The 21917-nt window shown below is 63.8% G+C and carries 18 protein-coding genes and 1 pseudogene; 8 read left to right on the top strand and 11 right to left on the bottom strand.

Annotated features, from left to right (window positions below):
- Window positions 1-118: 118 nt before the first annotated feature.
- Window positions 119-1000, top strand: a pseudogene (locus BVH03_RS11265) (IS630 family transposase); the annotation flags it as partial.
- A 140-nt stretch (window positions 1001-1140) separates the two neighbouring features.
- Window positions 1141-1329, top strand: coding sequence for a hypothetical protein (locus tag BVH03_RS26570; protein ID WP_177344906.1), 189 nt, complete (start codon window positions 1141-1143; stop codon window positions 1327-1329).
- 39 nt (window positions 1330-1368) lie between these two features.
- On the opposite strand, the gene BVH03_RS11260 is transcribed toward BVH03_RS26570, so the two are convergent.
- Window positions 1369-2337, bottom strand: coding sequence for an NAD(P)H-quinone oxidoreductase (locus BVH03_RS11260; protein ID WP_075961239.1), 969 nt, complete (start codon window positions 2335-2337; stop codon window positions 1369-1371).
- A 128-nt stretch (window positions 2338-2465) separates the two neighbouring features.
- Between BVH03_RS11260 and BVH03_RS11255 the strand changes: the two genes are divergently transcribed.
- Together BVH03_RS11255 and BVH03_RS11250 are read left to right on the top strand one after the other, a co-directional pair.
- Window positions 2466-4556 carry a carboxy terminal-processing peptidase gene (locus BVH03_RS11255; protein WP_177344905.1) on the top strand — a complete coding sequence of 697 codons (2091 nt, stop codon included), beginning with the start codon at window positions 2466-2468 and terminating at the stop codon, window positions 4554-4556.
- Window positions 4557-4772: 216 nt separating this feature from the next.
- Window positions 4773-6557 carry a bifunctional diguanylate cyclase/phosphodiesterase gene (locus tag BVH03_RS11250; RefSeq protein ID WP_075961237.1) on the top strand — a complete coding sequence of 595 codons (1785 nt, stop codon included), beginning with the start codon at window positions 4773-4775 and terminating at the stop codon, window positions 6555-6557.
- Here the strand turns inward: BVH03_RS11250 and BVH03_RS11245 are convergent.
- The 3 genes from BVH03_RS11245 to BVH03_RS11235 form a co-directional block, all read right to left on the bottom strand.
- Window positions 6539-6904, bottom strand: a complete 366-nt coding sequence (locus BVH03_RS11245) for a hypothetical protein (protein WP_075961236.1) — start codon at window positions 6902-6904, stop codon at window positions 6539-6541. The genes BVH03_RS11250 and BVH03_RS11245 overlap by 19 nt on opposite strands.
- A complete protein-coding gene (locus BVH03_RS11240; protein WP_075961235.1) occupies window positions 6901-7218 on the bottom strand; it encodes a helix-turn-helix domain-containing protein in 318 nt (105 codons plus the stop codon). The genes BVH03_RS11245 and BVH03_RS11240 overlap by 4 nt, the downstream gene beginning before the upstream one ends.
- Window positions 7219-7345: 127 nt before the next feature.
- Window positions 7346-7897 carry a TetR/AcrR family transcriptional regulator gene (locus BVH03_RS11235; RefSeq protein WP_075961234.1) on the bottom strand — a complete coding sequence of 184 codons (552 nt, stop codon included), beginning with the start codon at window positions 7895-7897 and terminating at the stop codon, window positions 7346-7348.
- A 180-nt stretch (window positions 7898-8077) separates the two neighbouring features.
- Between BVH03_RS11235 and BVH03_RS11230 the strand changes: the two genes are divergently transcribed.
- Genes BVH03_RS11230 through BVH03_RS11220 form a run of 3 tightly spaced genes read left to right on the top strand, consistent with a single transcriptional unit; the run spans window position 8078 to window position 13841 of the window.
- Window positions 8078-9244, top strand: coding sequence for a MexC family multidrug efflux RND transporter periplasmic adaptor subunit (locus tag BVH03_RS11230; RefSeq protein WP_075961233.1), 1167 nt, complete (start codon window positions 8078-8080; stop codon window positions 9242-9244).
- A 15-nt stretch (window positions 9245-9259) separates the two neighbouring features.
- Window positions 9260-12394: an efflux RND transporter permease subunit gene (locus BVH03_RS11225; protein ID WP_075961232.1), complete on the top strand. Its 3135-nt coding sequence runs from the start codon at window positions 9260-9262 to the stop codon at window positions 12392-12394.
- A gap of 4 nt (window positions 12395-12398) precedes the next feature.
- Window positions 12399-13841, top strand: a complete 1443-nt coding sequence (locus tag BVH03_RS11220) for an efflux transporter outer membrane subunit (RefSeq protein ID WP_075961231.1) — start codon at window positions 12399-12401, stop codon at window positions 13839-13841.
- Between the two features lie 42 nt (window positions 13842-13883).
- Here the strand turns inward: BVH03_RS11220 and BVH03_RS11215 are convergent, their stop codons facing one another.
- From BVH03_RS11215 to BVH03_RS11185, 7 genes are all read right to left on the bottom strand, one after another.
- Window positions 13884-15266 (bottom strand): tripartite tricarboxylate transporter permease, encoded by a 1383-nt coding sequence (locus BVH03_RS11215; RefSeq protein WP_143485947.1) that lies wholly within the window; start codon window positions 15264-15266, stop codon window positions 13884-13886.
- On the bottom strand, window positions 15266-15799 hold the full coding sequence (locus BVH03_RS11210) for a hypothetical protein (protein WP_143485946.1): 534 nt from the start codon (window positions 15797-15799) through the stop codon (window positions 15266-15268). The genes BVH03_RS11215 and BVH03_RS11210 overlap by 1 nt, the downstream gene beginning before the upstream one ends.
- Window positions 15800-15916: 117 nt before the next feature.
- On the bottom strand, window positions 15917-16327 hold the full coding sequence (locus BVH03_RS11205) for a hypothetical protein (protein ID WP_075961229.1): 411 nt from the start codon (window positions 16325-16327) through the stop codon (window positions 15917-15919).
- A 2-nt stretch (window positions 16328-16329) separates the two neighbouring features.
- The gene (locus BVH03_RS11200) at window positions 16330-16788 is read right to left on the bottom strand and encodes a MaoC family dehydratase N-terminal domain-containing protein (protein ID WP_075961228.1); all 459 of its coding nucleotides are present in this window, start codon (window positions 16786-16788) and stop codon (window positions 16330-16332) included.
- Window positions 16788-18026 (bottom strand): CaiB/BaiF CoA-transferase family protein, encoded by a 1239-nt coding sequence (locus BVH03_RS11195; protein WP_075961227.1) that lies wholly within the window; start codon window positions 18024-18026, stop codon window positions 16788-16790. Before BVH03_RS11195 ends, BVH03_RS11200 begins: the two co-directional genes overlap by 1 nt.
- A 173-nt stretch (window positions 18027-18199) precedes the next feature.
- Window positions 18200-19102, bottom strand: coding sequence for a hydroxymethylglutaryl-CoA lyase (locus BVH03_RS11190; protein WP_075961226.1), 903 nt, complete (start codon window positions 19100-19102; stop codon window positions 18200-18202).
- Window positions 19099-20385 carry a hydroxymethylglutaryl-CoA reductase, degradative gene (locus tag BVH03_RS11185; RefSeq protein WP_075961225.1) on the bottom strand — a complete coding sequence of 429 codons (1287 nt, stop codon included), beginning with the start codon at window positions 20383-20385 and terminating at the stop codon, window positions 19099-19101. The genes BVH03_RS11190 and BVH03_RS11185 overlap by 4 nt, the downstream gene beginning before the upstream one ends.
- Window positions 20386-20502: 117 nt before the next feature.
- Between BVH03_RS11185 and BVH03_RS11180 the strand changes: the two genes are divergently transcribed.
- Window positions 20503-21900 (top strand): PLP-dependent aminotransferase family protein, encoded by a 1398-nt coding sequence (locus BVH03_RS11180; RefSeq protein WP_075961224.1) that lies wholly within the window; start codon window positions 20503-20505, stop codon window positions 21898-21900.
- Window positions 21901-21917: the final 17 nt, after the last annotated feature.

The following is a 21917-nucleotide window of genomic DNA, read 5'->3' as shown; positions in this document are numbered from 1 at the left end:
CAGATTTATTCGACTACATCGAACGGTTTCATAACCCACGAATGCGTCGTAGAGTCGCCCGGCAAGACCTGAAGTTTTCAGCCCTTTTCAAACCGTCCGTGGAAATGGGGTAGAACCCCGTTTGCGTTTCAGCCAGTGGCGGTTGGATGGCCTCAATGATGAGTACCGCTCAGGCCGGCCACGGCGCATAAGTGATCAACAGGTTCAGGATGTTGTGGATCGGGTCATCAAAAGTAAGCCCGAGGAAGCCAGTCACTGGAGTACGCGCAGTATGAGCCAAGCTGTCGGTATCTCGGCCGCCAGCGTGCAGCGTATCTGGCACGCCTTTGGCCTCAAGCCCCATTTGGTGAAGACCTTCAAGCTATCGACCGATTCGAATTTTGTGAACAAGGTTCATGATGTCGTTGGCCTTTACCTGAACCCACCAGATAAAGCGCTTGTACTGTGCGTGGACGAGAAGAGTCAGATCCAGGCACTCAACCGCCTGCAGCCGAGCTTGCCCTTGGGCCCGGGCCACCCAGCCACACGCACGCATGACTATAAGCGCCACGGCACGACCTCACTGTTCGCGGCGCTGGATGCGGCGACTGGAGAAGTTGTTGGGCGTTTGAAGCGGCGACACCGCAGCAGCGAGTTTCTTGCCTTCCTCAAGGAGGCCGATGCGGAAATTCCTGAAGGGCTCGATGTTCACCTGATCATGGATAACTACGCCACGCACAAAACGGATGCAGTGAAAGCTTGGTTGGCATCCAAGCCCCATTATCAGGTGCATTTCACACCGACATCGGCTTCATGGTTGAACTTGGTGGAACGCTTTTTCTCAACCCTGAGCGAGAAATGGATCAAGCGCCAAGCTCATACCAGTGTGAAAGATCTGGAAGCTTCCATTGAGCATTACCTGCAAATCTACAACCAAAACCCCAAACCCTTTCGCTGGCACAGAAAAGCAAATGACATCCTCGCCAGCGTGGGCAGGGCCGCTAAAGTATTATACCCATAGATATTCACTTAACTTATGATTCGCCACACTAGACGGCCCCACCCGAAGGGCCGGGCCCGTTTTTGCGCGATGCGGCGTTACTCGATGGCTCATTTGGCCTGCCAAACCTCGCATCTGTGTGCCCCACATGGATGTGGGAAATGCCGCAAGCCCGCCGGGAGCGGGCGCGGCCCTTGCCTCGCACAAAAACTGCTCCGGCGCGGCTGTGCGTGAAACGGGGACAGACCCTACGCGAGGCGTTTTGCGGCGTGTGGATCTGGGCGCAGGATAATCTCGACACCATCGAGCGCGCTCGCGACGCATTCGACCAGCGCAAGGCCAAGCGCTGAGGCGGCCGTCGCCCGTCAACCGGGAACGGCCGCCGGTCCTCAGCTCAGGCTTTCATCGATGACCAGCACCAGCTTGCCGTTCACCTGGTTGCCTTCCAGGGTCGCGTAAGCCTCATGGGCCTCGGCAATCGGAAAGGCGCGTGCCAGTTGCGGCTTGAGGCGCCCCTCGCTGAACAGCGGCCACACGTGCTGGCGCAGGTCGCGCAGCAGCTCGGTCTTGAACAGATCGTCGCGATTGCGCAGCGTCGAGCCGATCAGCTGGATGCGTTTGCCGAGCACCTGGGCCATGTCGATCTCGGCCTTGCGCCCGCCCATCAGGCCGATGTTCACCCAGCGGCCGTCGCGGGCCAGCAGCTTGAGATTCAACGCGGCATAACTGGCGCCAACCGGGTCGAGAATGACTTCGAACGGACCGAAATCATCCGCCACCTTGAGACCATCCTGGTCACGAATCGCCCCGCCACTGGCGCCCAGGCTTTCACAGTACGCCAGGCGATCCTGCGAGCCGACGGTCACCCAGCAGGTGCTGCCGAAGGCCTTGCACAGCTGGATGGCCGCCGAGCCGACGCCACTGGCGCCCGCGTGCAACAATACCTTCTCGCCGGGTTTCAGGGCGGCCAGCTGGAACAGGTTGAGCCAGGCCGTGGCGTACACCTCCGGCAGCGCCGCCGCCTCGTGTAGCGACAGGCCCTCTGGCACTGGCAACACATGGCGCGCATCGACCACCACCTCTTCGGCCACGCCGCCGCCAGCCAGCAATGCGCAAACGCGATCACCCACCTGCCAGTCATCGCACCCGGCGCCCACCTCACTGACGATGCCTGCACATTCCAGGCCCAGCGTATCGCTGGCACCAGGCGGCGGCGGGTAATTGCCGGCCCGCTGCAACAGGTCGGCGCGGTTCAGGCCCGCTGCCGCCACGCGAATGCGTACTTCCCCTACATCACAGCCAGGCGTGGGACGATCGACCCATTCCACCTGCCCTTCAACGCCTTGCAATGCTTTCACGGTGCCTCCATAGTGCATTTGAACCTGGCCTGCCGCTGAGCGACGGGCCTTTGCATTGCGCCGATGGAACCTGGCGCCCTCAAAGACGGCCTAATATGCGTTATCTACTGTCCCCACGTCGAATCAGCATGAAGCGATCCTTTATCAGCGCTACCCTGGCCCTCGTTCTCGGGCTGGGCGCTTTCCCCCTCGCCGCCAAGACCACCCAGGTCGACTCGTGGGAGTACCTGCAGCCCGATCGTGATCAGGTGATTGCCAGCCTCAACGTGGTCGAATTGCTGCAGCGCCATCACTACAGCAAGCCTCCGTTGGACGACGCCCGCTCGGAAAAGATCTATCAGGGTTACCTGAAAATGCTCGACCCGGCGCGCAGCTACTTCACCGCCGGCGACATCGCCGAATTCGACCGCTGGAAGGACAGGTTCGACGACTTCCTGAAAAAGGGTGATCTGGAACCCGGCTTCGCGATCTACAAGCGCCAGCTCGACCGTCAGCAGGACCGCCTGAACTACGTGCAGGGCCTGCTGGCCAAGGGCGTCGACAAGATCGATTTCACCGTTGACGAAAGCCTGCTGGTCGACCGCGAGAAAGCGCCGTGGGCCAAGGACGTCGCCGAACTCGACGACCTGTGGCGCAAGCGCCTGAAAGACGAAGTGCTGCGCCTGAAGCTCGCCGGCAAAGAACCCAAGGCGATTCAGGAACTGCTCAGCAAACGCTACAAGGCCCAGCGGGCGCGCCTGCAGCAGACCCGTAGCGAAGACGTGTTCCAAGCGTACATCAACGCCTTCGCCATGACCTACGATCCGCACACCAACTACCTGTCGCCGGACAACGCGGAAAACTTCGACATAAACATGAGCCTGTCCCTCGAGGGTATCGGTGCCGTGCTGCAGAGCGACAACGAGCACGTCAAGGTGGTGCGCCTGGTGCCGGCCGGTCCGGCCGAGAAGAGCAAGCAGATCTCGCCTGCCGACAAGATCGTCGGGGTTGGCCAGGGCGACGACGAAATCGTCGACGTGATCGGCTGGCGCCTCGATGAAGTGGTCAAGCTGATCCGCGGCCCGAAAGGCTCGCGCGTCCGCCTGGAAGTGATTCCGGCCAGCAATGCGCCGAACGACATGACCAGCCGGGTGGTGAGCATCACCCGTGAAGCGGTGAAACTCGAAGAGCAGGCCGCCAAGAAATCCGTGCTCAAGGTCGACCAGGACGGCCGTTCCTACAAGCTGGGGGTGATCGAAATCCCGGCCTTCTACCTGGATTTCAAGGCCTTCCGTGCGGGTGATCCGAACTACAAGAGCACCACACGCGACGTCAAGAAACTGATCACCGAACTGCAAGCCGAGAAGGTCGACGGTATCGTCATCGACCTGCGTAACAACGGCGGCGGCTCGCTGCAGGAAGCCACCGAACTGACCGGCCTGTTCATCGACAAAGGCCCCACCGTGCTGGTGCGCAACAGCGATGGCCGCGTGGACGTGCTGGCCGATGAGCAGGAGGGTGCCTTCTACAAAGGGCCAATGGCCGTGCTGGTCAATCGCCTGTCCGCCTCGGCTTCGGAGATCTTCGCCGGTGCCATGCAGGACTATCACCGCGCGCTGATCCTCGGTGGCCAGACCTTCGGCAAGGGCACCGTACAGACCATCCAGCCGCTCAACCACGGCGAGCTGAAGCTGACCCTGGCCAAGTTCTACCGCGTATCCGGGCAGAGCACCCAGCACCGCGGCGTGGTGCCGGATATCGCCTACCCCGACGTGATGGACAACAAGGAAATCGGCGAAAGCGCGTTGCCCGAGGCCATGCCGTGGGACAGCATCCGCCCGGCGATCAAGCCTGAGCTGGATCCGATCAAGCCGTTCCTCACCGAACTGAAGAACCGTTACGACAGCCGCACGGCCGATAACCCGGACTTCAACTTCGCGCGCGAGCGCCTGGCCTTGTCCCGCGAGCTGATGGCCGAAAAGACCGTCAGCCTCAACGAGGCCAAGCGCCGTGCCCAACAGGCCGACATCGAGAAACGCCAGTTGGCAATCGAGAATGCTCGTCGCGTTGCCAAGGGCGAGGAGCCGCTCAAGGAGCTGAAGAAGGAAGACGAAGACGACGTGCTGGCGCAGGCCGAGGAAGACAAGAAGACCAAGCCGGAAGACGACGCTTACCTGACGGAAACCGGCCACATCCTCATCGACTACCTGAAGCTCAACACCCGCCTGGCCAAGCAGTAATCGCTGGCCTGCTGTAAGCCAAAGGGCGTCTCCATGGAGACGCCCTTTTTTATCGGCGCAGCGCTGGCCGTGTCAGAAAACCACCTGTTATTTATTGACGCTTTGCCCGCTTCATCATTTGGTCATCATTCTGTAGTCGAATCATGCGCACCTAGCGGGATGCATCTATCATGGCTTATAGCCATCTCCCGCTTTCGATTTGCTTAGAGACTCGTCATGACCGTCACCGAACAGTTGAGCTCGCTGGGCCAGATTCTCGCCCACGGCGACTTGCATAGCCTGTTCCAGCCCATCGTGTCGGTGGCCGAGCGACGCATTATCGGCTACGAAGCACTGACCCGTGGCCCCTCCAACAGTCCGCTGCACTCGCCGCTGACCCTGTTCGCCGCAGCCCGCCAGACCGGCATGCTCAGCGAGTTGGAGCTGGCTTGCCGCAATAGCGCCTGCCGCCGGTTCAGCGAGCAGCAACTCGATGGCCTGCTGTTTCTCAACGTCTCTCCTGATTCGCTGCTCGACGCCAACCACCAGCCCGGCCGCACCCTGCAGTTGCTGCAGACCTACGGTATCGCCCCTAGCCGCGTAGTCATCGAGCTGACCGAGCAATCGCCCACCGACGATTTCTACCTGCTCGACACCGCCCTGCACCACTACCGCGACATGGGCTTCTCCATCGCCCTCGACGACCTGGGCGCCGGCTACTCCAGCCTGCGCCTGTGGTCAGAGTTGCGCCCGGATTACGTGAAGATCGACCGGCACTTCATCGACGGCATTCACCGCGATGCGGTCAAGCGCGAGTTCGTCGGCTCCATCCTGCAAATGGCCAAGGCCTCACGGGCCAAAGTGATCGCCGAAGGTATCGAACTGGAAGAAGAGCTCGCCGTGCTCTGCGAGATGGGCGTCGATCTGTTGCAGGGCTACCTGCTCTGCCGCCCCCAGGAAACGCCGCCCACCGACGCCCGCAAGATGCTACCCGCCTTGGGCCAGGCGCCGACGCCGCTGGGCGAGGAAGGCAGCGACCTCACCGCACTGCTCAGCGAGCAGCAGGCGGTGTCGATTTCCACGCCCACCGCCGAGGTGCTGGAGGCCTTTCGCGCCCAGGCCAATCTCAATTCCCTGGCGGTACTGGACGAAGCCCAGCGCCCGGTGGGCATCGTGCACCGTCATTCGTTGTCCGACGTATTGCTCAAGCCGTTCGCCACCGAACTGTATGCGCGCAAGCCGATCAGCCGTCTGATGAGCAACGACTTCCTCGCTGTGGAGATCAGCCAGTCGCTGCAGCAGGTCAGCCGCCTGCTGACCAGCCGCGCCCGCCAGCGCATGGAAGAAGACTTCGTGATCACCGTCGAGGGCTGCTACCAGGGCCTGGGGCGGGTAATCGACGTGCTCAAGCTGATCACCGAGCTGAAGATCCAGCAGGCCCGCTACGCCAACCCACTGACCCTGCTGCCGGGCAACGTGCCGATTCAGCAATGCCTGACGCGCCTGCTGCAGCAGAACCGCGAAGCGGCGATCTGCTACGTCGATATCGACAGTTTCAAGCCTTTCAACGATCTCTATGGCTACGCCAAGGGCGACGAGGTGCTGCTCTGCCTGGCGCACTGCCTGAACGAGCGCATCGACCCCAGCCGGGATTTCGTCGGCCACATCGGCGGCGACGATTTCCTGCTGGTGTTCGGCTCCAAGGACTGGCGCGCCCGCCTCAATCACCTGCTCGAAGATTTCCAGAGCCAGTGCCGGCGTTTCTACCTGGAAGAACACCTGGATGCCGGCTGCTTCGTCAGCCACAACCGCCAGGGCCAGCGCGAGGAGTTTCCCCTGCTGTCACTGTCGCTCGGCGTGGTGCACCTGCACCCGCAGCACTGCCCGTTGCTGGATGCCAGCGAACTGGCCGGGCTGGCTTCAGAAGCCAAACGCCAGGCCAAGGCGGTGCCCGGTTACAGCCTGCACGTGATCGACACCCATACGCTGCAGGAGCGGCCTGCTCAGGTCTCGGCGGGGTAATCGAACTCGAACACCCGGGCCACTTCCGAGGCATGCCAGGAAGCGGCCGCGACGCCGTCGGGGGCGCCGTCGAAACGGCCCAGGCGGCTGACGCACTCGAAGAACCCGGTGCGCGGCAGGCGGCTGGCGCCCTGGCTGATCACCAGAGCACTGCGCAGCGGGCGGTCGCCGCGCGCATCTAACGCCGCCAGGTGTTCCAGCGCGGCGGTAAGGGTCTGCATGGCGGGCGCCGGCAGGGACAGGCGCTCGATCAGTGCGCGATAAGTCAGCAGGTGGCGCTGCCTGCGGGCATCATCGAGGGCCGTCAGCAGCGCGTCCCAATGTACGCGGCTGATGCGCACGCTCATGCTTGCCAACCCGAGATACCCAGCACCCAGGCCAGCGCTCGCAAAATGGCCGCATCCGGCTGACGCTCGCCGCTTTCGATCATGCCCAGGTAATGAGGGCTGATGCCCACCGCCCGCGCCAGCTCGTCACGGCTCAGCCCCTTGGCTTCGCGCAACGCGCTCAGTTCGCTCAGCGCTTTCGGCGCATCGACATCCTGCTGGGTCGGCGCAGCCTCTGGACGCTGGCCAGCCGCCTGGAGCAGCGCCTGATAATCGACCCACGGCAACACCGCGTATTCCGGTTCGCCGTCACGCTCAATCACTTGTACGTTCATGCTTGGTTTCTCCGCGAGGCGCAGCTTCCTTCTGCATAATCCGACTCAGGGCCACAACATGAGGCGCATACTACCAACCCACCGGCCTGTCGCACTCACCAGACGTCACCTCGTGTGACGACTACCCTCAAGTCGCCGCCCCATGCATGAAGAATGTCTGCAGCGATGCTCCCATGCTGGCCCTTGCGACCCGGCCACGGCGCTCACCGTCGACCAGGCCGAACAGCAGCGAAGCGAACAGCTCGGTCAGCACCGGCGCACCGATGTCGATACGAAAGACTCCCTCTTGCTGACCACGCAAGAAGAACTGATCCAGTGCATTTGTGTACGGTAGCCAGCGCGCCTCCTTGCCACACTCGTGCAAGAAGTCCGGACGCCACTGGAACATCAGGAAAACCAGCAGATCACGGTGGACCAGATGCCCGTCCACCAGGCGTTGCAGGGCTTCGGGCAGAGGCGCCTGCTGCAGGTCGGCCTCGGCGATAACCTGATTCATGACCTCTGAGCCGTAGTCGAAAAGCATCTCGATCAGGTTGTCGCGGGTGCCGCAGTAGCGATTCAGGGTAGCCTTGCTCACACCTGCCGCCTGCGCGATATCCTTGAAGGTGCCACGCGGCTGCTCGACCATGGCCACAGCCAGGGCTTTGAGCAGTTTTTCTTCAGCGACAGGCCTTTGCATCAATTGCTTCTTCTCAAGGGGTAAGGTGCATCATTGTGCAGGAAAACCCCTAGTGCTTAAAGGACTGTCAATATTAGTCACAAAAAATTTAAATGAGACAATATTGACTCAAAAACCCCATTAAACGACCATTCTCGCCCTTCAAGGACTAACAGGATTGGGCATCGCCCCAGGTGAAGCATGAGCAGGATTCGTACACAATACGTCATATCGGCGATCACCCTTTCAATCATCGTCAGCTTGGCTGGCTGCGGCAATGGAGAACAAGCTGGGGGCGAAGCGTCGCCTCGCGAGGTGGATGTTCTCACCATCAAGACCGAACCCTTTACCGTGGTGGCCGAATTGCCGGGGCGCATCGAGCCGGTACGCGTTGCCGAGGTGCGTGCTCGGGTCGCTGGCATCGTGCTCAAGCGCACCTTCGAGGAGGGTGCCGACGTCAAGGCCGGCGACCTGCTGTTCCAGATCGACCCAGCCCCGTTCAAGGCCGCGCTGTCGCGCGCCGAAGGCGAATTGGCCCGCGCCGATGCCCAGCTGTTCCAGGCCCAGGCCACGGTCAAGCGCTATGAACCGCTGGTGAAGATCGACGCGGTCAGCCAGCAGGACTTCGACGTGGCCCGCGCCAACCTGCGCAGTGCTCAGGCCGACAAACGCTCAGCCCAGGCCAATGTGGAAACCGCCAAGCTGGATCTGGGTTACGCCCAGGTACGCGCGCCCATCGCCGGCCGCATCGGCCGCGCCCAGGTGACCGAAGGCGCGTTAGTCGGCCAGGGCGAGACCACCCTCCTCGCTCGTATCCAGCAGCTCGATCCAGTGTATGCCGACTTCAGCCAGCCGGCTGCCGACGCCCTGCGCCTGCGCGCGGCCATCGCCGACGGCAAGGTTTCCGGCGTCGGCGACAAGACCCTGTCGCTGCGCGTCGACGGTACCGATATTCAAAGCAAGGGCACCCTGTTGTTCACTGATATTTCGGTGGATCGCAGCACCGGGCAGATCGCCCTGCGCGGGCGCTTCGACAACCCGCAGGGCGTGTTGCTGCCTGGCATGTACGTGCGAGTCGGAACACCCCAGGGGCTCGACCAGGATGCCATCTTGGTACCGCAGCGCGCCGTGCAGCGCTCCGCCGACGGCAAGGCCAGCGTAATGCTGCTCGGCGCCGAGAACACGGTAGAAGCTCACCCGGTCACCACTGGCGCCATGCAAGGCGCGCGGTGGCAGATCACCGAAGGCCTGAAGGCCGGTGACGAGGTGATCACTAGTTCGCTGACCGCCATCCGCCCGGGCGCCAAGGTGGTTCCGCGCCAGCCCGGCGCCGAAGCCCAGAACGCCACCCCATCCCAGGCGCAATAAGCCGGAGCACCCGACATGTCATTGTTTTTTATCCGGCGCCCGAACTTCGCCTGGGTGGTAGCGCTATTCATCACCATGGGCGGCTTGCTGGCCATCCCGTTTCTGCCCGTAGCGCAGTACCCCAACGTGGCGCCGCCACAGATCACCATTACCGCAACCTACCCAGGCGCTTCGGCCCAAGTGCTGACCGACTCGGTCACCAGCGTGATCGAGGAAGAACTCAACGGCGCGCAGGGCCTGCTATACTTCGAGTCCACCAGCAACGCCAATGGTATCGCCGAGATCGACGTGACCTTCCAGCCGGGTACCGATCCGGAGCTGGCCCAGGTCGACGTGCAGAACCGCTTGAAACGCGCCGAGGCACGCATGCCTCAGGCCGTGCTGACCCTTGGCATCCAGACCGAGCAGGCCACCGCCGGCTTTCTGCTGATCTATGCGCTGAGCTACAAGGACGGCAGCGCCGATGCCGACACCACGGCTCTGGCCGACTACGCGGCGCGTAACATCAACAACGAAATCCGCCGGGTGCCGGGTGTAGGCAAGCTGCAGTTCTTCGCCGCCGAAGCGGCGATGCGCGTATGGATCGACCCGCAGAAATTGGTCGGTTACGGCCTGGCGATCGACAACGTCAACGACGCCATCCGCGCCCAGAACGTGCAGGTGCCAGCCGGTGCCTTCGGCAGCACGCCGGGCAGTGCCGAGCAGGAGTTGACCGCGACCCTAGCGGTCAAGGGCACCCTGGACAACCCCGAGGAATTCGCCGCCATTGTGCTGCGCGCCAACCAGGACGGCTCGCGCCTGACCCTGGGCGATGTCGCGCGTATCGAAGTCGGCAGCCAGGACTACAACTTCGGTGCTCGCGAGGATGGCAAACCGGCGATTGCTGCCGCCGTGCAGTTGGCCCCAGGCGCCAACGCCATCCAGACTGCCAAGGCGGTCAAGCAGCGCCTTACCGAACTCTCCGCCAACTTCCCGGAAAACGTGCAGGTTTCCATTCCCTACGACACCTCACTTTTTGTCGACGTGGCCATCGACAAGGTCATCATGACCCTGATCGAAGCGATGGTGCTGGTGTTCCTGGTGATTTTCCTGTTCCTGCAGAATGTGCGCTACACCCTGATCCCGTCGCTCGTGGTCCCGGTATGCCTGCTCGGTACATTGACCTTCATGTACCTGCTCGGCTTCTCGGTGAACATGATGACCATGTTCGGCATGGTGCTGGCCATCGGTATCCTGGTCGACGATGCCATTGTGGTGGTCGAGAACGTTGAACGGATCATGGCTGAAGAAGGCCTGAAACCGGTGCCGGCGACCATCAAAGCAATGGGCCAGGTGTCCGGGGCGATCGTCGGCATCACCCTGGTGTTGTCGGCGGTATTCCTGCCACTGGCATTCATGGCCGGCTCGGTAGGGGTGATCTACCAGCAGTTCTCCCTGTCGTTGGCGGTGTCGATCCTGTTCTCGGGCTTCCTGGCCCTGACCTTCACCCCGGCACTATGTGCCACCCTGCTCAAGCCGATCCCCCAAGGGCATCACGAGAAAACCGGTTTCTTCGGTTGGTTCAACCGTAAATTCGACGGGCTGACCAGGCGCTACAGCAAACTCAACGGCAAACTGGTACCGCGTGCCGGACGCTTCATGTTCATCTATCTGGGCATCGTGGTGCTGATGGGCTTCTTCTACCTGCGCCTGCCGGAATCCTTCGTGCCGGTCGAAGATCAGGGCTACATGATCGTCGACATCCAGCTACCGCCGGGCGCCACCCGCGAGCGTACGTCAGCGACCGCCAAGGAACTGGAAGAATTCCTCGCCTCCCGCGAGGCCGTGGCCTCCTCCTTCGTGGTACTGGGCTTCAGCTTCTCGGGTATGGGCGAGAACGCGGCCATCGGCTTCCCGCTGCTCAGGGACTGGTCCGAGCGCGACTCGGAGCAATCGGTCGAGGCCGAGACGGCCGCGGTCAACGGCCGCTTCGCCAACCTCGACGACGGCACGATGATGGCCGTGCCACCACCACCGATCGACGGCCTGGGTAACTCCGGCGGCTTCTCCTTGCGCCTGCAGGATCGCGGCGGCCTCGGCCGCGAAGCACTACTGGCAGCCCGTGACGAAGTGCTCGGCAAAGTCAACGGCAACCCACTGTTCCTCTACGGCATGATGGAAGGCCTGGCCGAAGCGCCGCAGCTGCGCCTGGTCATCGATCGCGAGCAGGCGCGCGCCCAGGGCGTCAGCTTCGAGTCGATAAGCAGTGCGCTATCCACCGCGTTCGGCTCCTCGGTAATCAACGACTTCGCCAACGCCGGGCGCCAGCAGCGCGTGGTGGTGCAGGCCGAACAAGGCACACGGATGACGCCGGACAGCGTGCTCAGGCTGCAAGTGCCCAACGACAGCGGCAGCCTGGTGCCACTGAGCGCCTTCGTGACCACCCAGTGGCAAGAAGGCCCGGTGCAGGTCGTCCGCTACAACGGTTATCCATCGATCCGTATTTCCGGCGACGCCGCGCCGGGGGTCAGCACCGGCCAGGCCATGGCCGAGCTGGAGCGCATCGCTGCCGAACTGCCGGAGGGCATCGGCTACGAGTGGACGGGCCTTTCTTACCAGGAGAAGGTCGCCAGTGGTCAGGCGGTGATGCTCTTTGCTTTGGCCATCGTGGTGGTGTTCCTGCTCCTGGTGGCCCTCTACGAAAGCTGGGCGATTCCCCTAGCGGTGATGCTCATCGTGCCGGTTGGCGCTCTCGGCGCGGTACTTGCGGTGACGGCAATCGGCCTGCCTAACGACGTTTACTTCAAGGTCGGCCTGATCACTGTGATCGGCCTGGCGGCGAAGAACGCCATCCTCATCATCGAGTTCGCCAAGGATCTGTGGGAAGACGGTTATTCACTGCGCGATGCCGCCATCGAAGCCGCCCGTCTGCGCTTTCGGCCGATCATCATGACCTCCATGGCCTTCATGCTCGGCGTGGTGCCGCTGGTGATCGCCACCGGTGCCGGCGCGGCCAGCCAACGCGCCATCGGTACCGGGGTACTTGGCGGCATGTTCAGCGCCACCCTGCTGGGGGTGATCTTCATACCGATCTTCTTTGTCTGGGTGCTGTCGCTGCTGCGCACCAAACCCAAGCAGATTGACCACCACCCCTTGCATAAAGCGGAGTAATGCCATGACCTCCCAAATCATGCTGCGCCCCGCCCTGCTGGCCCTGGCTGTCGCCCTCGCCGGCTGTTCCCTGGCGCCCAGCTACGAACGCCCCGAGGCGCCGGTGGCAGCCCAATGGAATGCCCCCCAGTCGACCGGTACCAGCGCGCAAGCGCTGGACTGGCAGACCTTCATCGTCGACGCCGACCTGCGCAACGCCGTGCAAACCGCGCTCGGCAACAACCGCAGCCTGCGCCAGGCGCTACTGGATATCGAAGCGGCCCGTGCCCAATACCGTATCCAGCGCGCCGATCGCCTGCCGTCGGTCAACGCCAATGCCAGCGGCAACCGCCAACGCCTGCCCGCCGACCAGTCACAGACCGGCCGCTCGGAAGTGACCAGCGTCTACCAGGTTGGCCTTGGCCTGGCCGAGTACGAGGTCGACCTGTTCGGCCGCGTACGCAACCTCTCCGAGTCGGCGCTGGAAAGCTACCTGGCCACCGAGCAGGCGACCCGCGCCACGCAGATCAGCCTGATCGCCGAAGTGATCCAGGCCTACCTGACCCGCGACGGCGCACTGCGTCGCATCACGCTGGTCGAGCAGACCCTGGACAGCCGCCTGGCCTCCCTGGATCTGGTCAGCAGACGTCGCGAGGCGGGCACCGCCACCGCGTTGGACTATCAGGAAGCGGTTGGCCTGGCCGAACAGGCCAAGGCCGAGCGGGAAAGTACCGAACGGCAATTGCGTCAGGCGGACAATGCCCTGGTGCTGCTGCTCGGCACGCCGGACGTGCAGCGCCTGCTGCCCGCAAAGCCGCGCGACAATCTGATGGTGCTGCAGGACATCACCCCAGGTACCACCTCGGCGCTGATCGAACGGCGCCCGGACATTCTGGCCAGCGAACACCGCCTCAAGGCACGTAACGCCGATATCGGTGCCGCCCGCGCAGCGTTCTTCCCGCGTATCACCCTGACCGGCTCGGTTGGCAGTTCCAGCACCGAGCTGTCCGGGCTGTTCGAGGGCGGCTCGCGGGCCTGGAGTTTCGCACCGACGCTGTCGCTGCCGATCTTCGCGGGCGGGCGCAACCGCGCCAATCTGAACCTGGCCGAAGTGCGCCAGGATGCAGCGGTGGCCGACTATGAAGGAACCATCCAGACCGCCTTCAAGGAAGTCGCCGATGCCCTGGCCGCCACCGACACGCTGCGCCGCGAGGAAGCCGCACGACGCGCCCTGGCCGATTCCAGCCGAGCCGCGGAAACCCTGGCGGAAGCACGCTACCGCGGCGGTGTGGACGACCACCTGCGCTACCTCGATGCGCAGCGCAGCAGCTTCAACGACCAGACTGGCCTGATCCAGGTCAGCACCGATCGTCAACTGGCCCTGGCCGATCTGTTCAGGGCCCTGGGCGGCGGCTGGCCGGACGCTGGCATGGCGCGGGCGGATGCCTCACCTGCGACGCAGCGCTGATGAACGGAGGCGTGCCGGCGAAAGCCGCACGCCTCTGCTCGTTCAGTTCAACAAGGCGATCAACGCCGGTACGCTGAGCACCGCCGTGTAGTAGCCCATGAACTGCACGCCGATATTGAAACCCAGAAAGCGCCCCAGAAAGCCGCCGAGCAAACCGATGGTGACTATCACCAGCAGCCCGAGCAGGCCACCCTCCCAGATACCGACCACCAGCACCAGGCCGATGAAGGTGGCGATCACCGCTTCGTGGCTGATCCTGCGCGACACGAAGGACGCCGCCTGGTGGGCGAAGTTCATGGTGAAGGGATAGGCGATCAGAATGGCCACCAGCACGGCCATCATGCCGTAACCAAAGAACTCCCAGTTGTTGAGCAGGTTATGCAGGTTATTGACCTCACCGGTGGCATTGTCGACGGTGAAGCGTGGCGGTGCATTGAACAGCGGCGCGGCCGGCCCCGCTGCCACCGGGCTGAGTGGCAGGCCGAAGGCGATCAGTGGGATCAGTGCCTCGGCGATATAGGTCGATTCGGTCACCCCGTTACGGGCGGTAATCACCGTGGTCAGCCGCTCGTAGGCCTGTTTGATGCGCGCACCGATCAGCTCGCCCATGATCACCGTCATGGCCACTGGGCTGAACACGAAGGTGGCACTGGTCACGCTGGCCGCCATGGCGGTCATTCGCGTCTGGCGCCTGTTGATCACCCGCAACGGATTGGGAAAGTAGCCGCGCCAGCCCTTCATGTCCGGCGCCAGGGAGAACACCCGATATTCATCGCGGCGCATGCGCTCACGCTCGGCGGGTGCCAGCATCGAGAACAGCGAGGTGATCAGCGGTGCCACGGCGATACCAAGGAAGTAGCTGACCGCCAACTTGACGCCGTACTGGGCCGTCAGCGTCTGCAGGGCGACGATCACCAGTACGAACGGCAGCAGCGCCAGCACCGAGGCCCAGCGCCCCGCCGAGAAGTAGGCGATGGTGAAGGCGGCGCAGAGGAACACCCAGGGGGCGAACTGCTTGATGACGTCGCCGAACGGCGCCAGCAATACGGCGAACAGCACCGCCAGCGGCACCGCGATGACGGCCGCCACGGCGCCGCCGGAAATCATCTTGCGCAGCGCCACGTGGGGCACGCCGAGGCGGCGCAGGTGGTTGGCGTCGCCGATCAGCGCGGTCGCCGAGGTATCACCGGGAATGCCCAGCAGGGCGGTGGGTACCGCATGGGTCATGTGCTTGGCCACCGCACCGGCGAGGAAGAAGGTGAGGATGCCGGCCGGCGGCGCGCCGAGCAGCACCACCAGCATGGTCAGCGGCGCCAGGGTGGTGGTCTCGTCGGTACCCGATACCAGGCCGATGGCGGAGAACAGCACGGCGCCGAACAGACCAAGCGCCAAGGCCATGAGTATTTCGTAGAGCAGGCCTTCCATCAGGAACGCCCTCCGCTCAGCACCAGGGATTCGCGCGTATTCATGTCAGCCTCGGCGCCTGGCTCGCGGGCCCGCTCTTCCCTGGCCTGGGCATCCCGGAACAGCTCGTAGAGGCCAAGCTCGTGGAGTTCGGCGACCACCTCGGGCGAGGTCTCCTCGAGACGGCCAAGGCTGCCGTACTCCTTGAGCAGGTCACCCACCACCTGCTCGCGAAAGGCCGGGTCCGCCACGTGCTCGACCACATCGCGCTTGGGCTTGAACAGCATGGCGCTGATCGCACCACCACCCAGGCAACCGAGAATGCCGAACAGCATGGCGTAGGCCTTGGCCATCTGCATCGACTCGACCAGGCCACCGAGTATCAACAGTGCCAGCCCATAGGCCCCCAGGCTGACGATGGCACTGACGACGATGGCCAGCACCAGATGCCGGGCATCGACGGTGTCGCCCCACACCTCGTAGAGGTTGTCGGTGTTGCGCGCCGCGTCCGCACTGGGCGGTGTCGCGGCCGGTCTGGCAAGCTCTTGGCTCATGGTGTCCCCCGCCCTTTCGGGCTCTTGTTGTTATTGAGGAAGCAGCTGGTTGGCGACCGCAAGGTCGTGTTCGTGTGCACTACCGGTGCCGATCATGGCGCCCGGCGTCTCTCCTGCTCATGCAGTCTCGGCAAGGCGTACGCTGGCGCCTCCCTGGGTGATCACCTGCCCCGCCTGGTTGGTCAGGCGCAGCGCCAGTGTCGCTCGCCCGTCCTCCACCGCGACGACCTCGCCAGCGGCGGTCAGCACATCGCCGAGATAACCGGCGCGCCGATTGCTGTACTGGAAGCTCAGCAGTTCATCGCCCTCTTCCATCCAGTCGTACACCAGCTGGGTCAGCCAATCGCCCTGCAACGGGCCGTCCACCAGTAGCGCCGGATGCCCCTCATGCTGCTGGGCATAGGGCAGGTCATAGTGGATACGGTGGGCATTCCAGATGGCCGCGTTGTACAGAAACAGCTGCACGGTGCCGGGCCGGTACGCGCGCTCGGGCAGCCGCTGGCCTGCTGTGATCATCTGTGTGGCCATGCTCACCTCGCGATCCGGGTCAGGCGCTCGGTCACCACCGGCTCGCCCACTTCGGTCTCAAAACGGTTCTCGAACACCAGAAAAATCAGCGGCCCTTCGGCGCCCTGTTTCTGGTAGATGTCCAACAGGGTCTGCCGGCACAGCAGCACGTCGCCGGCGAAGATCCTGCGGTACACCTGGTACTCGCTGCCGCCGGCCATGATGCGCTTGAGCGGCAACTCGGGAATCAGCGGATCGTCGGGCTTGTGTCCGTCTTCCAGCAGTTGCTCCAGCGGCAGCACCGGCATCATCGCGCTGAACAGAAACAACAGCGGCGCTTCGTCGCCGTCGAGATAGCGGCGCTGGCGCTGCCCGGTGGCCACTGCGTATTTTCTGATGTCGTTACGGTTCACTTCGAAGCGCGACGGCGGCAGCGAGGTGCCGATACTGCGACGCGCCTCATCGCTGATCAGATCCGCCATCAGATCACCCCCAGCCGAACCAGCTCGGCGTATTCGGCTTCATCCAGGCCCAGCCACTGGCGATAGATGGACGCGTTGTGCTGACCCACCGAGGGGGCGCTGGCGCCGCGCTCCAGGGTGCCACCGGAGAGTTTGATCGGGTTGCCGAACACCTCGAAGCGGGCACCCTGGCAATCGACGGGCACCACCATGTCACGCTCACGCAGATGGGGATCGGCCACCACTTCATCGATGCTCTTGATTGGCGACAGCGGGAAACGATCACCGGTCATGGCCTCCAGTTCGGCCTTGGTGTGGGCGCCGAGCCAGCGCTCCACGGCAGGCCTGACCTTGCGCAGGTAGACGTCGGCCTCGAAGCGCTTGGCCATGCTGTCGACCTCGGGGTCGCTGGCCATCGCCTCGTCACCGAAGGTCAGGCAGGCCTCACGCCAGAACTTGTCGGTGTAGGCACCAAAGAACACGTAGCCATCCTTGCAGGCGTAGCGCCCGTAGGGGCGCACGAACGGATGGCCATTGCCCTCGGGTACCGTGACCTTGCCGGTTTCGGTGTAGGTCACCAGCGCGTTCTCGGTGAGCGAGACGATCGAGTCCTGCTGCGATACGTCGACCAGCTGGCCAAGGCCGGTGCGCTCCGCCTCACGCAATGCGCCGAGGGTACCGATGGCGGCATACAGCGCAGCGGATAGATCACCCAGCACCGTGCCCACGCGCATCGGCTCCTCCACCGTGCCATTCATGGACCACAGCCCGCCGCTGGCCTGGGCACTGCTGTCGAAGGCAGGCCGCAGCGAGTTCGGACCGTGCTGGCCGAAGCCACTGATGGCGGTGAACACGATGGCCGGGTTGACCTCCCTGAGCACCTCGTAGCCCAACCCCAGCTTGGCCATGGTGCCGGGCCGAAAGTTCTCGATGACGATATCGGCCTTGCGCACCATATCCAGAAAGGTGGCCTTGCCCTCGGCCTTCTTGAGGTCGAGCCCAACCGCCATCTTGTTGCGGTTGAACTGGGCGAAGAAGCCACTCACCGGTTCGGCACCGTCGCGGTTGAGCGGCGGAAATTCTCGGGTCAGGTCGGGGTCGGCGGGGTTCTCGATCTTGATCACCGTAGCGCCCATATCGGCCAGCAGCATCGCGCAGTATGGGCCGGCGACGACGCGGGTGAGATCGAGGATGGTCACGCCCTTCAGGGGCCCGGCCGTTCTGGCGAAGCTTGCCAATGCATCGGTCAGTGAATTCATCGGTTCTCCTGTGTCGGTATATCGCCGCCGGAGCGCGGGCGCGCCCCTGTAGAAAAGCAACGTACGTTCAGACAGTGAGTTGACGGAGTGATCCGGGCAGTAGACGCAATGCCTGTCGCCTGCCTGCCCGCACCCTTTCCGGGTTATTGTTGTCGTCCGTGCCAGCCCTGCAGCTAACGCACCCTGTTCCTCATGGCGGTGGCCACCCTCGAGGCTGAAGGCTTGCCCAGCGCCGCATCGATGAAAGCACCGGCCTCGAGCAGCGCCGGCAGATCCACGCCGGTCTCCAGCCCCTGGCCCTCGAACAGGTAAACCAGTTCCTCGGTCGCCACGTTACCGGTGGCACCGGGCGAATACGGGCAGCCACCGAGGCCGGAAACCGAACTGTCGAACACCCGCACCCCGGCCTCCAGAGCCGCCTGAACGTTGGCTACCGCCATGCCGTAAGTGGCGTGAAAATGCCCGGCCAGCGCCGTGACCGGCAGCTCGCTGGCGCAGGCGTCGATCAGTGCCCTGGCCCTGCGTGGCGTGCCCGTGCCGATGGTGTCACCCAGGCTGATCTCGTAGCAGCCCATGGCATGCAGTTCGCGGGCGACCCGCACCACATCCGCCACCGCCACCCCGCCGCTGAACGGGCAACCGAGCACGCAGGAGATATAGCCGCGTACTGCCACGCCCAGCTCCCGCGCCTTGCCCAGCACCGGCTGAAAACGTTCCAGGCTTTCAGCGATGGAGCAGTTGATGTTCTTCTGCGAGAACGCCTCGGAAGCCGCGGCGAATACCGCCACCTCCCGGCAACCCGCCTGCAGGGCCGCATCCAGCCCCTGAAGATTGGGCACCAGCGCCGTATAGGTCACCCCTGGGCGTTGCCCGAGGCGGCGCAACACCTGGTCGGAGTCGGCCATCTGCGGCACCCAGCGCGGCGATACGAACGCGCCGGCCTCGAGGGTTCGCAGCCCGGCCACGACCAGCCGTTCGATCAGCGCCACGCGCACCTCGACCGGCAGGGTCAGGGCTTCGTTCTGCAGGCCGTCGCGCGCGCCGACCTCCACCAGCCTTACCGCATCCACGCTCATTGCCCGCGCTTTTCGCGCAGCAACGTTTCGGCGCGGTCGGCACGCACGTCGCGGGTCTCGACCATGCGCTTGACCAACCAGTCCAGCTCATCGCCACGGGCACCGGCCGACAGCGCGATATTGCGTGCATGCAGGGCCATGTGGCCGCGCTGGATACCTTCGGTCGCCAAGGCACGCAAGGCGCCGAGGTTTTGCGCCAGGCCGACGGCGACGGCGATCTCGCCCAGCTCCTGAGCGCTTTTCACGCCCAGAATACGCAACGACAGTTGCGCCAGTGGATGGGTCTTGGTGGCGCCACCGACCAGGCCGAGCGGCATCGGCATCTCGATGGTGCCAACCAGATGACCGTCGCGATCCTTCTCCCAAGTGGTCAGGGAACCGTAATGGCCATGGCGGCAGGCGTAGGCATGGGCACCTGCCTCCACAGCCCGCCAGTCGTTGCCGGTGGCCACCACCAGCGGGTCGATGCCATTCATGATGCCCTTGTTGTGAGTCGCGGCGCGGTACGGATCGATGGCCGCGAAGGTATAGGCGTCGATCACCCCTTCGATGACCTCGCTGCCCTTGTACTCGGCGGTATCCAGATGCTCCGGGGCGATCCGCAACTGGGCACGCGCCAGGCGCAGATCGGCGAGGTTGGAGAGGATGCGCAGGCGCACCTTGCCGCCCGTGAGCTGTTCCATCAGTGGCGCCACGGCCTCGGCCATGGTGTTCACGGTGTTCGCGCCCATGGCGTCGCGCACGTCGACGATCAGGTGCGCGACCAGCATCGGCCCACGCGGGCTGTCGATGAAGGTATGCACCTCGATATCACGGCACCCGCCGCCCAGGCTGTTCAGCAACTGGTCCTTGCTGTTGGCCAGGGCGATGATCTCGTCCTTGTTGCGCAGCAGGCTGAGGCGCGCATTGTAAGGATCGCTGACACCGATGATCTGCACCTGGGCACGCATCAGCGGCGCACTGCTGGAAGTCTGGAAGCCACCTGCCGGGCGGGTCAGCTTGGCCATGAACGAGGCGGCGGCGACCACCGAAGGCTCTTCCACCACCAGCGGAATCAGCATTTCCCGGCCGTTGATGCGGAAGTTGCTGGCCAGGGCATAGGGCAGCTCGAACGTGCCGATCACGTTCTCGATCATGCCATCGGCGATCTCCAGTGGCAGCGCTCCTGCATCGCGCAACAGCGCGGTATCCTCGGCAGACAGGCCAAGCAGTTGCTGCACGTGCTCGAGGCGTTTTGCGGGGGACAGGTTACGGAAATCGGGCAGGCGGGAATCGATCGACATGGGCGCTCCTCGGGGAGTCGTTTGTTCTTGGTTGAAACGAACGTTAGCCGCACTGTATCCCTGAAAGAAGGTACAGTTTGCCCGGACACTTCATTCCTGTACCCAGGGACTTGCGCGATGCCGAGAGAAACCCTCGCCCAGAAAGTCGCCGCCGCCATCGCCATACAGATTGCCGATGGCGCACTGCAGGCGGGCAGCAAACTGCCCTCGCTGCGCGAGTACATGCGCCTGCACGGGCACTCCAAGAACACGGTGATCACCGCCTACGAACACCTGGCCTCCCAGGGCCTGATAGAGGCCCGCCACGGTAAGGGGTTCTTTGTCTGCAGCACCGTCAGAGCCAGTGTCGAGGATGACGACGCGCAGCCCTACACCCGCGCGCTGGACACCATCTGGATGATGCGCCAGCAGTTCGTCCGCGACCCCGGCCACTCGCACCTTGGCGAAGGTTTCCCGCCGGTTGAATGGCTGATGGACATGCGCCTGGACAAGTTCCACCGCCAGGTGGTGCGCGGTGGCGTGACCACGCTGTTCCGCTACGGCACGCGGCTGGGTAACCCAGGCCTGCGCCAGCGCCTGGCGCAGAAGCTGGCGGATTACCGCATCGCCGCCTCGCCCCGGCAACTGGTCACCACCCTGGGCGCCAACCACGGCATGGACTTGATCATCCGCCGCTATGTCGTCCCCGGCGATGCCGTGCTGGTCGAAGATCCCGGCTATTACCCGCTGTTCGGCAAACTGCAGCTGCAGGGCGCACGCATGCTCGGCGTGCCGCGGGAAGCCGATGGGCCGGACCTGGATGCCCTGGAGCGTGTGTTGAAAAAGGAACGGCCCAAGCTGTTCTTCCTTCAGTCGGTGGGCCACAACCCCACCGGCTCGGACATCTCCCCCGCCAAGGCTCACCGCCTGCTGCAGATTGCCGAAGCCCACGATCTGCTGCTGGTGGAAAACGACGCCATGGCTGACTTCAAACCCAGCTCGGCGACCAAACTCACGGCGCTGGATCAGTGCGAACGCACCCTGTACCTGGGCAGTTTCTCCAAATCGATTTCCGCCGCCCTGCGTGTCGGCTTCATCGCCGGCAGCAAACAGCGCATCGAGGAGTTGGCCGATCTGAAGATGCTGCTGCACAACAGCGGCGCCGAATACAGCGAGCGCACCATCGAAGTGATCCTTGGTGAAGGGCATTTCCTGCGGCACCTGTCACGCTTGCAGGATCGCCTGCATGCCGCCACGCAACGCGGCTTGGCGGTACTCGATGAATTGGGTGCCGAGGTATTCTGCCGGCCGGAACAAAGCCTCTACCTGTGGGCGCGCTTTCCCGGCATCGACGACGCCAACGCCCTGACCCGCCATTCCCTGACCCAGGGCGTGATGCTCGCCCCGGGGTCGATCTTCGCCGTCAATCGCCAGACCCCGGTGCCCTGGACGCGGCTCAACGTGGCGTACCTGGATGACCCGGCATTCCGCCGCAGCCTGATGCATCAAGTGCAACCGGTGACCGGCACCCGGTGATGTCGGTGAGCTGCCAC

The organism is Pseudomonas sp. PA15(2017), assembly GCF_001945395.1.
In the GTDB taxonomy this organism is placed as follows: Bacteria; Pseudomonadota; Gammaproteobacteria; order Pseudomonadales; family Pseudomonadaceae; genus Aquipseudomonas.
This window is presented reverse-complemented; position numbering and strand designations above follow the sequence as displayed.

Coding starts and splice junctions, on each gene's coding strand:
- BVH03_RS11180 (WP_075961224.1), top strand. CDS start 20,503: ATGCCGAGAGAAACCCTCGCCCAGAAAGTCGCCGCCGCCATCGCCATA.
- BVH03_RS11255 (WP_177344905.1), top strand. CDS start 2,466: ATGAAGCGATCCTTTATCAGCGCTACCCTGGCCCTCGTTCTCGGGCTG.
- BVH03_RS11185 (WP_075961225.1), bottom strand. CDS start 20,385: ATGTCGATCGATTCCCGCCTGCCCGATTTCCGTAACCTGTCCCCCGCA.
- BVH03_RS11190 (WP_075961226.1), bottom strand. CDS start 19,102: ATGAGCGTGGATGCGGTAAGGCTGGTGGAGGTCGGCGCGCGCGACGGC.
- BVH03_RS11200 (WP_075961228.1), bottom strand. CDS start 16,788: ATGGCGGATCTGATCAGCGATGAGGCGCGTCGCAGTATCGGCACCTCG.
- BVH03_RS11205 (WP_075961229.1), bottom strand. CDS start 16,327: ATGGCCACACAGATGATCACAGCAGGCCAGCGGCTGCCCGAGCGCGCG.
- BVH03_RS11215 (WP_143485947.1), bottom strand. CDS start 15,266: ATGGAAGGCCTGCTCTACGAAATACTCATGGCCTTGGCGCTTGGTCTG.
- BVH03_RS11250 (WP_075961237.1), top strand. CDS start 4,773: ATGACCGTCACCGAACAGTTGAGCTCGCTGGGCCAGATTCTCGCCCAC.
- BVH03_RS11230 (WP_075961233.1), top strand. CDS start 8,078: ATGAGCAGGATTCGTACACAATACGTCATATCGGCGATCACCCTTTCA.
- BVH03_RS11245 (WP_075961236.1), bottom strand. CDS start 6,904: ATGAGCGTGCGCATCAGCCGCGTACATTGGGACGCGCTGCTGACGGCC.
- BVH03_RS11235 (WP_075961234.1), bottom strand. CDS start 7,897: ATGCAAAGGCCTGTCGCTGAAGAAAAACTGCTCAAAGCCCTGGCTGTG.
- BVH03_RS11240 (WP_075961235.1), bottom strand. CDS start 7,218: ATGAACGTACAAGTGATTGAGCGTGACGGCGAACCGGAATACGCGGTG.
- BVH03_RS11220 (WP_075961231.1), top strand. CDS start 12,399: ATGACCTCCCAAATCATGCTGCGCCCCGCCCTGCTGGCCCTGGCTGTC.
- BVH03_RS11195 (WP_075961227.1), bottom strand. CDS start 18,026: ATGAATTCACTGACCGATGCATTGGCAAGCTTCGCCAGAACGGCCGGG.
- BVH03_RS11210 (WP_143485946.1), bottom strand. CDS start 15,799: ATGAGCCAAGAGCTTGCCAGACCGGCCGCGACACCGCCCAGTGCGGAC.
- BVH03_RS26570 (WP_177344906.1), top strand. CDS start 1,141: ATGCCGCAAGCCCGCCGGGAGCGGGCGCGGCCCTTGCCTCGCACAAAA.
- BVH03_RS11225 (WP_075961232.1), top strand. CDS start 9,260: ATGTCATTGTTTTTTATCCGGCGCCCGAACTTCGCCTGGGTGGTAGCG.